Raw genomic sequence first — 16,641 nt, forward strand, 5'->3', positions numbered from 1 at the left:
CGGCGGTTGCTCAGGATCCGCCCTCGGCGCCGGCAGGGTGCGGCACCACGACTAGTGGCTTTGAAAATTTTCAACCGATTGCTTCGGTGGGGTCCACCGAGACGAGCATCACGGTCACCTATAACACCACCGGATTTACCGGGGCTCAGGGCAAGGCGGAGTTGTGTGACTCCGAAGGCTCGATAGCCACGATCCACGGCACTGCGACCGGTGGCGAGGGCTCTATCCCATCCGGAGAAACTCATACCTATACGAAGTTCGGCTACCGGGACGAGGACCCGGCGCTGACCGCAGGCACGGACTACTGGGTCAGATGGGTTGGTTACGGAAGCAACCACCCCTGGGTCCACATCCGCACCACGGGCGGCGGCTCCGTCTCCCTCGCGCTCAACTCCGCCGGCACCGACAGCACCTACCACAACGGCGACGCGATCGAGGTCACGGCGACCTTCGGCGAGAACGTGACCGTGACGGGCACGCCGCAGATCTCGATGACGATCGGGTCGAACACGAGGACGGCGGACTACTCGAGCGGCAGCGGGGGCACGGACCTGGTGTTCTCGTACACGGTCGTGACGGCCGACGTGGACAACGACGGCATCGAGATCGCCGCGGATGCCCTGGCGCTGAACGGCGGCACGATTAAAACGACCGTCGGCGACACGGCGGCGGCGATCGACCACCCGGCGGTGTCCGCGAGCACGGCTCACAAGGTGGACGGCCGCGATGCGGCGGTCTCGACGATCGAGTTCATCAACAAACCGAGCGGCAACTACGTCACGATCGGCGACAGCATCGAGGTCAAGGTGACCTTCGACCGCCCGGTGACGGTGACGGGCACGCCGCGCGTCGAACTCAGCCCGGAATTATTCGACCTGGAGAACCGGTACGCGGACTACGACTCGGGCACCGGCAGCACGGCGCTGGTGTTCAAGTACACGCTGCAGGACGGAGACGACTCCCAGGGCTCCAACGTCAAGGTGGAGGAGAACGCGTTGGAGCTCAACGGCGGCACGATCAAGACCGGCACCGAGGCCGCGCACATCCCCCACACCGCCACCGCGGACGCCGGAAAGACCGTCTCCGCGCACCGCCCGATCTTCAATAGCGGCAGGATCGTAGTCTCAGCCGGTCCGAGCGTGGATGCCGACCTGAACGGCGACGCCGACACCTATGTCCTGAACGACACCATCAGCGTGATCGTCGCCTTCGACCAGCCCATCGATGTCGACCGGATGGGCGACGACGCCAATGTCCAGATCGTGCTGACGATCGGCACCACGCACCACGCGCTGACCTACGCTGCAGCGCACGGCGACACCGCCATCCGGTTCAGCGCTGACACGGTAGTAGCCAACGATCGGGACGACGACGGCATCACGCTCCAGCGCCAGTCGGTGACGAACAACGTGATCCGGCTGTCGGGCAACGCGACGATCAAGGGCACCGCGGCCAACGGCGCCAACGACGCGCGCCTCACCGTCGGCAGCACCGCCGACCCGAAGCTGAGCTGGAAGAAGTCGAACACGGTGACGATCGGGAGCCTCAACGTGCGCGGGAACAACCAGGCGCCGACCACGGCGGACTTCACGGTGACGACCGAGGAAGACACCGATTACACCTTCTCCACGACGGACTTCACCTACTCGGACACCGCCAAGCCCACGGGCCAGCCGACGTACGCGGCGGAGAACGACCCGCTGAAGGAGATCCAGATCACGCGCCTGCCGGCGGGCACGGCGGGCACGCTCAAGCTGGACGGCACGGCGATCCCGAGCAGCGCGCTGCCGAAGACGGTGTCGAAGTCGGACATCACCAAGCTGGTGTTCGACCCGGCGACCTCCTCCAGCGGCTCCGGCAGCTTCGACTTCACGGTGTTGGACTCCTTCGGCGCCGCCTCCGACACCGCCGCCGCGACGATCACGGTGGAAGCGCCGCCGCCCCCCGTGCTGATCTCCAACATCGATCAGTCGGCCGTCTTTTCGACGCCTCTGAACCTAACGGATACGGCGCAGCCGTTCACGACCGGGTCGAACATGGAGGGCTACACCCTGACCAGCATCGAGGTGAAGTTCGGCAGTTCTGCGCCGAGCGGCGTGAGCGTGAAACTCGCGACCGGGGTGTCGGCATCGTCTGCGGGCACGACGGTCGCCACGCTGACCAACCCGTCAACGCTGACGGCTGGCAACAACACGTTCACCGCGCCCGCGGGGACCACGCTTTCGCGCAGCACGACGTACTTCGTGATCGTGGAAGGGTCCAGCGGGGAGCTCCGCCGCACGTCATCCACCGCGGAGGACGACGGCGGGGCCGCCGGCTGGAGTGTGGGGGACCTACGTCGGCAAAGGTCGGCCTCTTCCACCGGGGGTTTTACCCTTGTTGTCAATCCAGCGATGATCCGCGTCAACGGCTCCGAAGCGGTCTCGGGCCCCGCCGTCTCGATCTCCGGCGGATCGGCGGTGACGGAGGGCACCGCCGCCACGTTCACGCTGACGATCGCCGAGGCGCCGACCACGGACGTGACGGTGAACCTGACCGTGTCCGAGAAGGCGGGCAGCGACTTCGTGGCGGCGGCGAACGAGGGCGCGACGACGGCGACGATCGCCATGGGCAACACAAAGGACACCGTCACCGTGGCGACGGTGGGCGACAGCAAGGACGAGCCGAACGGCTACGTGAAGGTGGCGGTGGGGTCGGGCACCGGCTACAGCGTGGGCTCGCCCGCTGCGGACAGCGTGACGGTGAACGACGACGACACCAACAACGTCGCGACCGGCGCGCCGGCCATCACGGGCTTCCCGCAGGTAGGCCAGACGCTGACCGCCGGGACCAGCGGCATCGCGGACACCGACGGGCTCACGAGCGTGAGCTACAGCTACCAGTGGATCCGCACGGACTCCGGGACGGACACGGACATCGCGAGCGCGACCAACAGCACCTACGAGCTGACCCAGGCCGACTCGGCCAAGACCGTCAAGGTCAAGGTCACCTTCCAGGACGACATCGGCCACGACGAGACGCTGACCAGCGCCGCCTCGGGCACGGTGCAGGCGGCCGCCCCCGCCTGCGACACGGGCAACGCCTGGTGCGGGACCCTGACCGTGGCCCAGGGCACGGGGGGGACGAACATGAGGTCCCGGGGCTATTGCAACGGGATATCCGCCAGGTGCAACACAGCCTACGGGAACCTGGACGACACGGACTTCGACCTGGGCGGCACGACCTTCGTGGTGAAGAGCGTGCGCTGGGGCGGGCCCTCGTCGTCGCAGGTCCGCCTCCACCTGACGCTCGACCAGGACTTCCCTTCCACGAGCCTGAGCACCCTGAAGCTGAAGGTGAACGGGCACGAGTTCGCCCTCTCCGATGCGGCCCAGCTCCCGGCCGCCGTGTCGAACAACTACCGGTGGGACAGCAACGCGACGATCCGGGCCTATGAGGTCGGCCGGGAGGTCACCGTCCAGGTGATCCAGGACCCGAGGCCAACGCTGTCGCTGAACGACGCCGGCACCGACAACACGTACCACAACGGCGACTCCATCCAGGTCACCGCGACCTGGCCGCAGCAGGTGACGGTGACGGGCACGCCCCGCATCCCCATCAGGGTGGGCTCGAACAACAGGAACGCGAACTACGTACGCGGCAGCCCGGGCACGGCGATGGTGTTCAGCTACGTCGTGGGCAACAACGACACGGACGCCGACGGCATCCAGATCGCGGAGAACGCGCTGACGCTCCCCGGCGGCGCCACGATCCGGTACTCGGACAACACCAACGCGGAAATCAAGCACGCCGCGGTGGCCGCGAGCACGGACCACAAGGTGGACGGCGGCAGGGCGAGGCTCTCGACCGTGGAGTTCATCAACAAGCCCACCGGCAACTACGTGACCATCGGGGACAGCATCGAGGTCAAGATCACCTGGGACCGGCCGGTGACCGTGACCGGGACGCCGCGCATCACACTGAGCCCCGACTTCGGCGCCGGCGATCCGCAGGTGACCCGGTACGCCTTCTACCGTTCGGGCAGCGGCACGACGGCGCTCGTGTTCGCGTACGTGCTGCAGGACGGGGACGACTCGGGCAGCACTAACGTGTCGGTGGCGGCGAACACGCTGTCGCTGCCCGGCGGCGCCACGATCAGAACCGGCACGGCGAACGCGACGCTCGCCCACACCTTGACCGACTCCGGCAAGACGGTCTCCGCGAAACGCCCGAAGATCAACTCGATCGTCGTCGCAGTCGGTCCGAGCGTGGACGCCGACCTGAACGGCGACGCGGACACCTACGTCGCGAACGACACCATCAGCGTGATCGTCGGCTTGGACCAGGCCATCGATGTCGACCGGATGGGCGCAAACGCCAACGTCAAGATCGCGCTGACGATCGGCACCTCGCACCATGAGCTGGCCTACGCCGCGGCGCACGGCGACACCGCCATCCGGTTCAGCGCTCGCACGGTGGCGACGGGGGACGCGGACGACAACGGCATTACGCTCCAGCGTGACGCGTCCGGCAACGCGGTCCGGCTGTCGAGCAGCGCGACCATCAAGGGCACCGCGGCCAACGGCGCCAACCCCGCGGACCTCACGCGCGACGCCGACCCGAAGGTGGAGTGGATAAAGTCGTCGACCGTCACGGTCACCAGCCTGAACGTGCGCGGCACGAACGCGACGCCCACGGCGACGAACTTCACGGTGGCGACCCCGACGGACACGGACCGGACGTTCGCGGTGGGCGACTTCACCTTCTCCGACGCCAACAGCGACCCGCTGAAGGAGATCGAGATCATCAGCCTGCCCACGAGCGCGCAGGGCACGCTCGTACAGGAGGGCACGGCGCTCGCGAGCGCCGACCTGCCGAGGACCCTGTCGCGGGCGGACATCGCGGCCAACAAGCTGTGGTTCTCCCCAACCACCGGCTTCGAGGGCGAAGCCACGTTCACCTTCAAGGTGGTGGACGCGTTCGGCGCCAAGTCGACCGCGGCCGCCACGGCGACGGTGAAGGTCGGGGCGAACGTCGCGCTGTCGTTCAACGCCGCGGGCGACGACGGCACCTACGGCCTCGGCGACCATATCGACATCACCGCGACCTTCGCCTCGTCCGTGACGGTGAACGTTTCCGGCGGCAGGCCCCGGATTCCGTTCACCCTCGGTTCGACGCCGCTGAAGCACGCGACCTACCAGTCGGGCAGTCCGGGGACGGCGATCGTGTTCCGCTACACGGTGGCCTCGGGCGACCTGGACACGGACGGGATCACGGTGGCGGCGAACGCGCTCGAGCTGAACGGCGGCACGATCCGGGTCGGCACGACGACCACGGCGGCGGCCCTCGACCACGACGCGGTGGCGGCGAACACGGCCCGCAAGGTGGACGGCGTGAAGCCGACGGTCAGCTCGGTGACGATCTCCTCCATGGCCGGCACGGACCAGACCTACGCCATCGGCGACGCGATCCTGCTCAAGGCGACCTTCTCCGAGGCCGTGACCGTGACCTCCTCGGGCGGCAGCACCCCGACGTGGCCGCGGATCGGGTTCCAGTTGGGGAGCGCGACGAAGCAGGCGGTCTATGCCTCGGGCACCGGCACGACGGAGATCGTGTTCAGCTACACCGTGGCGGCGGGCGACGCGGATGGGAACGGCATCAACGTGCCGGCGAACCGGCTGGGCCTCAACGGCGGAGCCATCGTGGACGCGGCCGGCAACGCGGCGACGCTCTCCCACACGGCGGTGGCGCCGAACAGCAACCACAAGGTGGACGGGGGGCGGCCGACGGTGAATTCGGTGCGGGTGGCGACCAGTGCCGGCACCGACAACACCTACGCGACCGGCGACACGATCGCGCTCACGGTGCGGTTCACCGAAAACGTGACGGTGGCCTCCTCCGGCGGCGCCACCCCGACCTGGCCGCGCATCGCGCTGACCGTCGGGACGACGGAGAAGTACGCGGTGTACCGTCGGGGCAGCGGCACGCGGGACATCCGGTTCCACTACGTGGTGGAGGCGGGCGACGCGGACGCGGACGGGGTCTCGGTGGCGGCGAACAAGCTGGAACTGAACGGCGGCACGATCGTGGACAACGTCGGCAACGCCGCGACGCTGACCCACACGGCGCTGGCGAACCAGGCGAACCACAAGGTGGACGCGTCGGCGCCGACGGTGAGTTCGATCGCGGTCACGTCGAGGGCGGGCGACGACCAGACCTACGCCATCGGCGACCACATCGTGCTCCAGGTGACGTTCAGCGAGGCCGTGACCGTGACGAGCGACGGCAGCGCGACGGGCACCCCGTACATCCCGATCATCGTGGGCACGACGGAGAGGAAGGCGTTCTACAACAGCGGCAGCGGGAACGCGACGATCTCGTTCCGCTACACGGTGGTGGCGCACGCGACCAACGTGGACACCGACGGCATCACGGTGGCCGCGAACACGCTGACGGTCAACGACGACGGCGCCATCAAGGACGCGGTCGGCAACGACGCGACGCTCACCCACACGGCGATTGCCGCGAACGCGGCCCACAAGGTGGACGGCGTGAAGCCGACGGTGTCGGGCACCGCCGGTATCGTCCTCGTCGGCTCGGAGGTCCGGATCACGTTCACCGAGGCGCTCCAGACGGCGCTCCCCGCCGCGAGCGCGTTCAGCGTCAAGCTGGACAACGTGGCGCAGACCCTGCACGCGACGACCCCGGTGGCGATCTCCGGCAGCACGGTGACGCTCACGCTCGCCTCCGCCCCCGGCACCGGCACGCTCACGGTCGACTACACGCAGCCCACCGGCACCGCCACCAAACTGCGGGACGCCGCCGGCAACGCGGTCACGACCTTCACCGGCACCGTCTCCCGCATCGCGACCCCGTCGAAGGCGACCCTCGTCGGCACCCAGTTGGACATCACGTTCAGCAGGGCGCTCGGGAGCCTGCCACCGGGCGCGCTGTCGGGTGCGTTCACGGTCAAGCTGGGCACGACGACGCAGGCGCTGCGAGGCTCCTCACCTATATCGATCTCCGGCAGCGTGCTGTCGCTCGTCCTGAACGCCGCCCCCGCCGCGGGATCGGTGACCGTGAGCTACGAGAAACCGACCACCGGGAGGCTCGTGGACAACGCCGGCCAGGAGGTCGACAGCTTCACCGACTTCGCCGTCGCCCGCCCCGCGACGCTGTCGAGCGCAACGACGAACGCGGCCGGTACGCGGGTGACCCTCACGTTCAACAAGAACGTCTCGGCCCCAGGAAACGTGGCCTTCAGCGCCTTCACGGTCTCCGCGGGCGGCACGGACCAGAACCCGACCGTTATCTTCACGAGCGCCAATTCCAGGGACGTGACCCTCAGCCTCGGCACGGCGATCATCGCCCGCGATGCCGTCACGGTAAGCTACTCGAAGCCCTCCGGAAGCAAGCTCACGGACGCCGACGGCCTGGAGGTGGAGAGCTTCAGCGGCCAATCCGTGTCCAACATCGTGCCGACCGTGGTCGAGAGCGCGGAGACGAATGCGGCCGGGACCAACGTGTTTGTCACCTTCACCGCGTCCCTCAAGCAGGTGTCCGTGGCCTCGTCCGTCTTCACCGTCACCGTCGACGGCACGGCTCATACGCCAACCAGCGGCGGTTATTTGTCGGGGAGCCTGCTACTCAATCTCGGTACGGCGATCACCGCCGGGCAGACCGTCACGGTGAGCTACGAAAAGCCCACCACCGGCAACAAACTGACCGACACCCGCGACCGGGAGATCGACAGCTTCAGCAACCAGTCGGTGAACAACGCCGTGCCGGCGACCGTCTCGAGCATCGTGATCATCTCGGACCCCGGCCCGGACAAGACGTACCAGGCCGGCGACACGATCCGCGCGGCGGTGAGGTTCAACGCCGACGTGACCGTGACGACCGTGGGCACGCCCGTAACGGGGCCGCGGCTCAAGTTCAAGTTCCGCGCGTCCCACCCGAGCGGCATCCTCAACCCGCCCCACCTGGTCTACGAGAGCGGCACCGGCACGGACAGCCTCGTGTTCTTCTACGTGGTGTCGAGCGCGAACGACTCGGGCACGGAAGGCATCGGCGTCCCCGCGAACGTGCTGGACCCAAACGGCGGCGCGATCAAGACGGGGACCACGAGCGTGACGCTGACGCACACGGCGCTGGCCCACGACGTCAACCACAGGGTGAACGGCCCCGGCGGCAACAGGGACACGACGGCCCCGGCGCTCCACGGCACGACCGTGCCGACCGTGAACGGGACCAGCCTCGTCATCACCTTCAACGAAGTGCTGGACGGCACCGGCACCGCCCCCGCGGCGAGCGCCTTCACCGTCAAGGTGGGCGGCACCGAGGTGGCCCTCGCCGACTCGAACCCGGTGGCGGTGAGCGGCAGCACCGTGACGCTCACGCTGGCCGCTGCGGTGATCGACGCCGACGTGGTGACGGTCGCCTACGACAAGCCGGCCTCGAACCCGATCCAGGATTTCAGGGCGGGCAACGACGCCGCGAGCTTCGGCGACCAGGCGGTGACGAACAACACGCCGAACGTGGCGCCGACGGTCCTGACCGATCCGGCGCCGGTGGTGGGCGGCACGCGGCTCGTCATCACCTTCAGCGAGCCGCTGACGGAGGGCGCGAGCGCGACCCCGGATACGAGCGCCTTCGACGTGGTGGTGGCGGGCAACGCCCGGAAGGTGGACGCCGTGGCCGTCTCCGGCTCGACGGTGACGCTGACGCTGGCGTCGGCCGCGGTGTTCGGCGAGGCCGTCACGGTGAGCTACACGCAGCCCACGGGCGCGAGCGCCGCGAAGCTCCAGGACCGCGCCCCGACGCCCAACCTCGTGGCGTCCTTCTCCAGCGTGACGGTGAGGAACGACGACAGCACGGCGCCCACGTACTCCAGCGCCGCGGTCGACGGCGCGGCGCTCGTCATCACCTTCAACGAGAACATCGACGCCACCTCGGAGCCGGCCGCGTCCTCCTTCGCGGTGCTGGTGAACAGCGTTCCCCGGACCGTCACGGACGTGGACATCTCCGACGCGGACGTGACGCTGACGCTGGCCTCGGCGGTGGACCCCGGCGAGCGGGTGTCGGTGCGCTACAGCGCACCCGCCACGAACCCGCTGCAGGACGGGGCCACGAACCAGGTGGTGAGCTTCGGCCCGGAGACGGCGACGAACAACACGCGGGCCGCGGTGGTCGGGGCGCCGTCGATCACGTCGTCCCCGGCCCCCGGCGACACCTACCAGCTCGGCGAACAGATCACGGTCACGGTGACGTTCACCGACAACGTGACCGTGAACAAGTCCGGCGGCACGCCGCGCATCGCGCTCGAGGTGGGCTCGAACACGAGGTACACGACGGCCACGACCGGCAGCGGGCTCACGGAGCTCGAGTTCTACTACAGCGTGGTGGCGGCGGACCTGGACGCCGACGGCATCTCGATCGCCGCGAACGCGCTGGAGCTGAACGGCGCCACCATCACGGACCAGGGGGGCGGCGCGGCGATTCTGACCCACGACGCGCTCGCCGCGCAGTCGGGCCACAAGGTGGACGGCAGCCAGTCGCGGATCGCGGTGCACATCGTGGCCACGGGGTCGACGACGGTGACCGAGGGCGCCCCCGCGAGGTTCGAACTCCACGCGAACCCGCACCCGTCGGCCGACCTCACCGTGAACCTGACGGTCTCGCAGGCCGGCAACTTCGTCGCCGCCGCGAACCTGGGCGCGAAGACGGTGACCATCCCGGCCTCCGGCTCGACCGCCGGCGAGGTGGTCTACGAAGTGCCCACCGTGAACGACCAGACGGACGAGCCGAACGGGTCGGTGACGGTGAAGCTGGCCGCGGGCACGGGCTACAGGGTGTCGCCCACCAGCGATTCCGCCCGCGTGACGGTCAACGACAACGACGCCGCGGCCCCGCCGCCGCCGACGCGGCCGTCGTTCTCGCGGGGGTCGGTGAACGGGACGGCGCTGGCGATCGCCTTCAGCCGGAACCTCGACGCGGGGTCGGCTCCGGCCGGGAGCGCGTTCACGGTGACGGCGACGCCTGCGGGCGGCTCGGCGCGCACGATCGCGGGCACGGGCACGGCGTCGATCTCGGGCTCGACGGTGACCGTGACGCTCGCCTCGGCGGTGGCGTCCGGCGAGACGGTGAGGGTGAGCTACGCCCGGCCGGCGACCAACCCGCTCCGGGGCGCGGGCTCGAGCGGCCAGGAGGTGTCGAACTTCACCGGCCGCACCGTGGCGAACAACACGCCGTCGGGACCGCAGTCGCCTCCGCCGCAGGGCGGCCGGGTGTCGGAGGGCGGCGCCAAGGTGACGCTCAACTTCGCCGATGAACTGGACGCCGCGTCGACCCCGGACCCCGCCGACTTCACCGTCACCGTCGCCGCCGCCTCCGACGCCGCGTCGGGCGCCGGGTCTCCCGCGGCGGACGACCACTACCGGGTGACGGCGGTGGCGATCCTCGGCGCGACGGTCGAACTGACGATCGCTCCGGCGATCCCCGAAGACCGGGAAGCGTCCGTGAGCTACACGCCGGGCACGCGCCCGCTGCGCACCGCCGCCGGGGCCGCCGTGCCCAACTTCAGCGTCACCGTGTCCGCGGCCGCGCCGCCCCCGCCGCCGCCGCCCCCGCCGGTGCCGAACCGGGCGCCGGAGTTCGATGTGTCCGAGTACGCGTTCGAGTTGCGTGAACACGTGGACGGGAGCGCGCAGCCCGTCGCGCTCGGCGCGGTGACGGCGGAGGATCCGGACGGCGACGCGCTTTCCTACGCGCTGGCCGCGGGCGACCCCTCGCGGTTCGCGGTCGAGTCGGGCAACGGGGCGGTGCTCTACGTCGGCCCGGGCGAGGACTACGAGACGGAGCCGAACGTCTTCGAACTGACGGTGGAAGCGAGCGACCCGGCCGGCCTGACGGCGGACGCGAGCGTGACCGTGAAGATCGTCAACGTGGTCGAGCTTCCCGTCGCCGCGGACGACACGGTGGCGACCGACGAGGACGTGGCGCTCGAGATCGACGTGCTCGCCAACGACACGGACTCGGAGGGCGCCGGCCTGCGCGTGGCGTCGGTGTCGGAGCCGGAGCAGGGAAGGGCGGAGATCGCGGCGGACGGCGGCGCGGTCCTCTACACGCCGGCGGAGAACTGGTACGGCACGGACCGCTTCACGTACGTGATGGAGGACGGGAACGGCGCGACGTCCGAGGCGTCCGTCGAGGTCACGGTGCGGTCGGTGAACGACCTGCCGGAGGCGGCGGCCGATACGGCGTCCACGGACGAGGACGTGGCGGTCGAGGTGGCCGTGCTCGCCAACGACACGGACGTCGACGGGGACAGCCTGCGCGTGGCGTCGGTGTCGGCGCCGGAGAACGGGACGTCGGCGATCGCGGCGGACGGCCGCGGGGTCCTCTACACGCCGGACGCGAACTGGCACGGGACGGACCGCTTCACGTACACGGCGGACGACGGGAACGGCGGGACGGCTTCGGCCTCCGTGGAGGTGACCGTGCGGCCGGTGAACGACGTGCCGACGGCGGTCGACGACGAGGCGTCGACGAACGAGGACGAAGCCGTGACCGTGAACGTGCTCGCCAACGACACGGACCCCGACGGGGACGGCCTGCGCCTCGTGTCGGTGTCGGCGCCGGAGAACGGGACGGCGCGGATCGCGGCGAACGTCGTCCTCTACATGCCGGCGGCGAACTTCCACGGCACGGACCGCTTCACCTACGAGGTCGAAGACGACGGGGGCGCGAGGGCGAGCGCGGCGGTGACGGTGACGGTGCTGCCGACGAACGACGCGCCGATGCCCGTCGGCACGATCCCCGCGCAGTCGCTCGAGGAGGGCGGCGATCCCGCGCGCATCGAACTGTCGCCGTTCTTCCTGGACGCGGACGGGGACGTGCTCGCGTTCGGCACGGTGTCGTCCGACTCCTCGGTCGTGCGCGCGACGGTCGCCGGCAGCGTGCTCACGCTCGTGCCCACGGGCTACGGTCGGGTGGTGGTCGTGATCGCGGCCAGGGACGCGGGCGGCCTCACGGCCACGCAGGCCGTGGCGGTCAGCGTGTCGGACGGGGCGGCGCGCGGCATGGTGTCGCACGCGCTGGCGGGCATGGCCCGGTCGCACCTGGCGAGCGCCCGCATGACGCTGGGCCGCCGCCCGATGGCCAGCCGCTCGGACGCGTCCCGGCTCTCGCTGATGGGCCGCGACGTGCCGCTCAGCCTGAACGCGGCGAAGTCCGCCGCCGAGCAGCGGTGGCAGGGCTGGCTCTCCGGCATCACCTCGCGCGCCATGTCATACGCCCGCGTCGACTCCGCCGGCGGCTCCGGCTCCGGCTCCGGCGACGACCCGACCCTCGGCGACCTCTTCCGCTTCGGCGACCTCGTCGGCGACCTCACCCGCTTCGAGGGCGGACGCGACCCGCTGCGCGGCTCCGAGTTCCAGTTCGGCTTCGACGTCGGCGGGAGCCCAGGACGCCGGCGGCGGTGGCGGCCTGCGCCTGCAGCTCTGGGGCCAGGGCGACGTCCAGACCTTCCGCGGCGCCCCCTCCGACGGCGACAGCTACGACGGCGAGCTGAAGACCGGCTACGTCGGCGTGGACACGTGGCTCGGCAGCCGGTTCATGCTCGGCGTGGCGGTCGCGCGCAGCGAGGGCACCGGCGACTGGAGCACGGGCGCGACGAGCGGCGCGCTCCAGACCCGGCTCGTCGCCGTCCACCCCTACCTGCAGTGGACCAGCGGCGCGACCTCGATCTGGGCCATGGGCGGCGTCGGCCAGGGCGACGCGGACAACGTGCGCCACGGGAACGGCCTCGCGGAGACGAGCGACCTCGGCCTGCGCATGGGCCTCGTCGAACTGCGCCGGCGCCTCGCCGCGGGCGGCGGCTTCTCACTCGCCCTGCGCGCCGACGCGGGCTGGGCCGAACTCCAGACCGAGACCGGCAGCGAGACCCTCGACGGCCAGACCGCCGCCGTGGACCAGGTGCGCTTCGGCGCCGAGCTGTCCCAGCAGATCCGGCTCGGCGGCCTCACCCTCAACCCCTTCGGCGAGGCCCACGTCCGCCGCGACGGCGGCGCCGGCCAGCCCGGCACCGGCCTCGAACTCGTCGGCGGCCTCAAGGCCCAAGCCGGCTTCCTGCGCCTCGACGCCCAGGGCCGCATGCTCGCCGTCCACTCCGCCACCGGCTACGAGGAGCAGGGCTTCAGCGCCACCCTCAGCCTCGGCAGCCAGGGCGGCACCGGCCCGTCCCTCTCCGTCTCCCCCCGCTGGGGCGACCTCGCCGCGGGCGGCGGCGACGCCCTCTGGCAGGACCAGGTCTACAGCCGCTACGCCGCCGCCCCCGCCGCCGCGTCGTCCCCTGTCGCCCCCTGCCGCCGGCACTGCACCCGGCGCCGCACTCGCCCCGGCGCCCGCGCCCGCGACCCATGGGCCGTCGACGTCCGCGGAGGCTACGGCATCCGGATCCCCGGCAACCACCTCCTCACCTGGTCCGGCTCCGTCAACCACTCCCCCATGGGCCCCCGCTTCACCACCGCCCTCCAACTCGGCTTCGGCGGCTCCCCCCGCCCCCGCAAGGAGACCCCGCCACTTCCATGAACTGGCTGGGTTGGCCTCGCGTTGAGCACTCCGTATCGTCAGATATCCGCATCGCGAAGGGTACGGCCCCCAGGCCGAGGGAACGGGAGGAAGGGAAGATCGACGTGACGGAAGATCAGTTTCAGCATCTCATAAGCATCACGAAGGACAACAGCAGCAAGCTCGACCGCATCGATGGTCACCTCCACCGCATCGACGGGAAGCTCGAGGAGCACGACGGGAGATTCGACCGCATCGAGGGACGACTCGAGGAGCACGACGACCGCATCGAGGGACGACTCCAGGAGCACGACGGGCACTTCGCCGCATCGAGGGACGACTCCAGGAGCACGACGGGCACTTCGCGCGCATCGAGGGACGACTCCAGGAGCACGACGGGCACTTCGCGCGCATCGAGGGACGACTCCAGGAGCACGACGGGCACTTCGCGCGCATCGACGGACACTTCGCGCGCATCGACGGACACCTCGAGCGGATCGCTGGGCACGTTCACCGCATAGATGGGAAGCTCCAGGAGCACGACAAGCATTTCGAGCGCATCGACGAGAAGCTCCGGGAGCACGACGGGCACTTTGGACGGATCGACGGGCACCTCCACCGCATCGACGGGCACCTTCACGAGCACGACGGGCTTTTCGAGCGGATCGCCGGGCACGTTCACCGCATCGAGGCGAAGCTTCAGGAGCCGCATCGCGGGGAAACCTTACGAGCCTCCCCCTAGTCGCCGGCGTCCCCGCGGAAACGTCCCGTCAGCCGCTGGCCCGGCGACGCGGACATCGAATCGGACATGCTTGCCCGGGACGCCGTATCAGGTGAAGGCGGCAGCCTGAAGCGCTGACCTCGGCGAGGCCGGGTGTCAGGCGGCCCCGGCGGCTCAGCGGCTCTCGTCCCCGGCCGCCACCGCTTCCGATCCCAGGTGCTTCCGGAACCAGGTCAGGATCCGCTCCGACACGTCCATCACGAACTTGGGCTCGCGCGGCCCGTGCGGCGTGCGCGGGTACACGACCATCTCCGTCGGCACGCCGCGGCGGTCGAGGGCGCGGTAGAACTCCTGTCCCTGCGTGAACGGGACGCGCAGGTCCTCGGCCCCGTGAATCACCTGCGTCGGCGTGACCACGTTCGCGATGTGATACATCGCCGAGTGCCGCTCGTAGCGCTCGTAGTCCTCCCAGAACTCGACGCCCATGTGGCCCACGAGGTAGTCCTGGATGTCGGTCGTCGTCGTCATCGAAACCAGGTTCGGGAGGCCGGCCCCCATGCTCGCCGCCACGAAGCGGTCCGTCTGGGTCACGGCCCACGAGGTCATGTAGCCGCCGTAGCTCCAGCCCATGAGGAGGAGGCGGTCCGGGTCCGCGATTCCCATCTCGATCACGTGGTCGACGCCCGACATGAGGTCACGGAAGTCGCCGTAGCCCCAGTCCTGGAAGTTCGCGTAGCGGAAGTCCTTCCCGTAGCCGGTGGAGCCGCGGGGGTTCGGGCGCAGGATCGCGAAGCCCTCCTGGGCGAAGTACTGAAGCATGTACGCGGCCGGGCTGCCGGTGAAGCTCTGGCTGAAGACGCCCGCCGGCCCTCCGTGCACGTTCAGGATGAGCGGCACGCGCTCGCCTTCCTCGTAGCCCACGGGGTAGGTGAGGAGCCCCTCGATCTCGAACCCTTCCGTGGAGGTCCAGGAGACGAGCTGCGTGCGCCCCATCTCCGGGCGCGGCACGCCGGCATGGAGATCCGTCACCTGCTGTGGAGAGTACCCGTTCGTGGGCGACACGAAGACGTCCCACGGTTCTTCGGGGGTCTGCCACGTGAAGGCCATGCGGCTCGCGTCGCCGGTGAGCGCGACGGAGCCGATGACGCCGTCCCCGTAGGAGATGAAGCGCATCTCGCCGCCGTCGGCCGGAACGGCCAGCACGTGCCTGCGCGTGCCGAGCGATTCGAGCAGCAGCAGTTCGGAGGAGTCGCCCGACCAGCCGAGCACGAACGCGCTCCGGTTCGGCGTGTCCAGTCGCCGCGCCTCTCCGCCCCCCGCCGGCATGACGTATACGTCGCCGAGTCCGATCGGCTCCGGCTGATCACCCGTCGACACGTAGGCGATCCAGGCGCCGTCCGGCGACCAGTGCGGGCTCCCTTCGATCCCCGCCCCGCCCACGAGAAGCGCGACCTCCCCGACGGCGGCGGAATCCGCGTCCGCGCCTTCGGCCGAGTCTCCGTCCTCGTCTCCCTCGGCTTCCCGCGCGGCCAGGATGTCGCCGATCCCGGCGGCGTCCGGGACGGTCGTCGTGGAGAGGTCTCCGCTCAGCCGCCCCGTGTTGATGCGGGGATCGACCTGGTGCGCGAACACGATCCGCGCCCCGTCCGGCGCCCAGCTGAAGCCGGTGATATGGAAGTCGCCGGCGGTGAGCCGAACCGGCGTCGCGGGCTCGTCCGAATCCGGGTCGATGGCGGCCACGTACAGGTGCGAGAACTTGTAGTCCCGGTCCACGAGGATCACGTCCCGCTTCTCCTCCCGCGCCTTCTTCTCCTCCGCGGTCGGCGGATCCCGCATGAGGAAGGCGATCCGCGTCCCGTCGGGCGACCAGCGGTATCCCCCCACCGACCCTTCCGCCTGCGTGAGTTGCCGCGCCTCGCCGCCCCCCATCGGCAGCGCCCACACCTGGCTGCCCGCCTCGCCCTCGCCGTCGCGGCCCGAGGTGAAGCTCAGCCACGCGCCGTCGGGGGAGAACCGCGGCGACCCGGCCGACGCCTCCCCGCGCGTCCACTGCGCGGCCCTCGTCCCGTCCGCGTCCGTCATCCAGATGTGACTCAGATACTCCGACTGCGGTCCTTCCATCAGCGGCTCGCGCACGACGAAGGCGATGCGGGAGCCGTCGGGAGAGATTGCGGTGCCGGAGACCGCGCGGTACTGCATGCTCAGCGCCGGGGTCCAGGCGTCGTCGGCCTGGGCGCGGGCTTCATGCGCCCCGAAGGAAGCGGTCAGGACCAGGACCGCGGTGAGCGCAAAGACCCGCCGCGGGGTGCGGAGGAGGAAGGGCTGAGACAGAATGTTCCTGGACCCGGACATGTTCACACCTCTCGGTTCAC

General features: G+C 70.1%; 2 protein-coding genes. One reads left to right on the forward strand and one right to left on the reverse strand.

All coding sequences use genetic code 11. The annotated features are described in order from the left end of the window. Window positions 1-161 precede the first annotated feature (161 nt). Window positions 162-14,069 carry a SwmB domain-containing protein gene (locus tag ACOGI9_RS04145; RefSeq protein ID WP_419858624.1) on the forward strand — a complete coding sequence of 4,636 codons (13,908 nt, stop codon included), beginning with the start codon at window positions 162-164 and terminating at the stop codon, window positions 14,067-14,069. Window positions 14,070-14,443: 374 nt separating this feature from the next. Here the strand turns inward: ACOGI9_RS04145 and ACOGI9_RS04150 are convergent, their stop codons facing one another. Continuing rightward, window positions 14,444-16,621: a prolyl oligopeptidase family serine peptidase gene (locus tag ACOGI9_RS04150; RefSeq protein ID WP_419858625.1), complete on the reverse strand. Its 2,178-nt coding sequence runs from the start codon at window positions 16,619-16,621 to the stop codon at window positions 14,444-14,446. Between the last annotated feature and the right edge of the window lie 20 nt (window positions 16,622-16,641).

It is taken from the genome of Candidatus Palauibacter irciniicola, from assembly GCF_965208695.1.
GTDB lineage: Bacteria > Gemmatimonadota > Gemmatimonadetes > Palauibacterales > Palauibacteraceae > Palauibacter > Palauibacter irciniicola.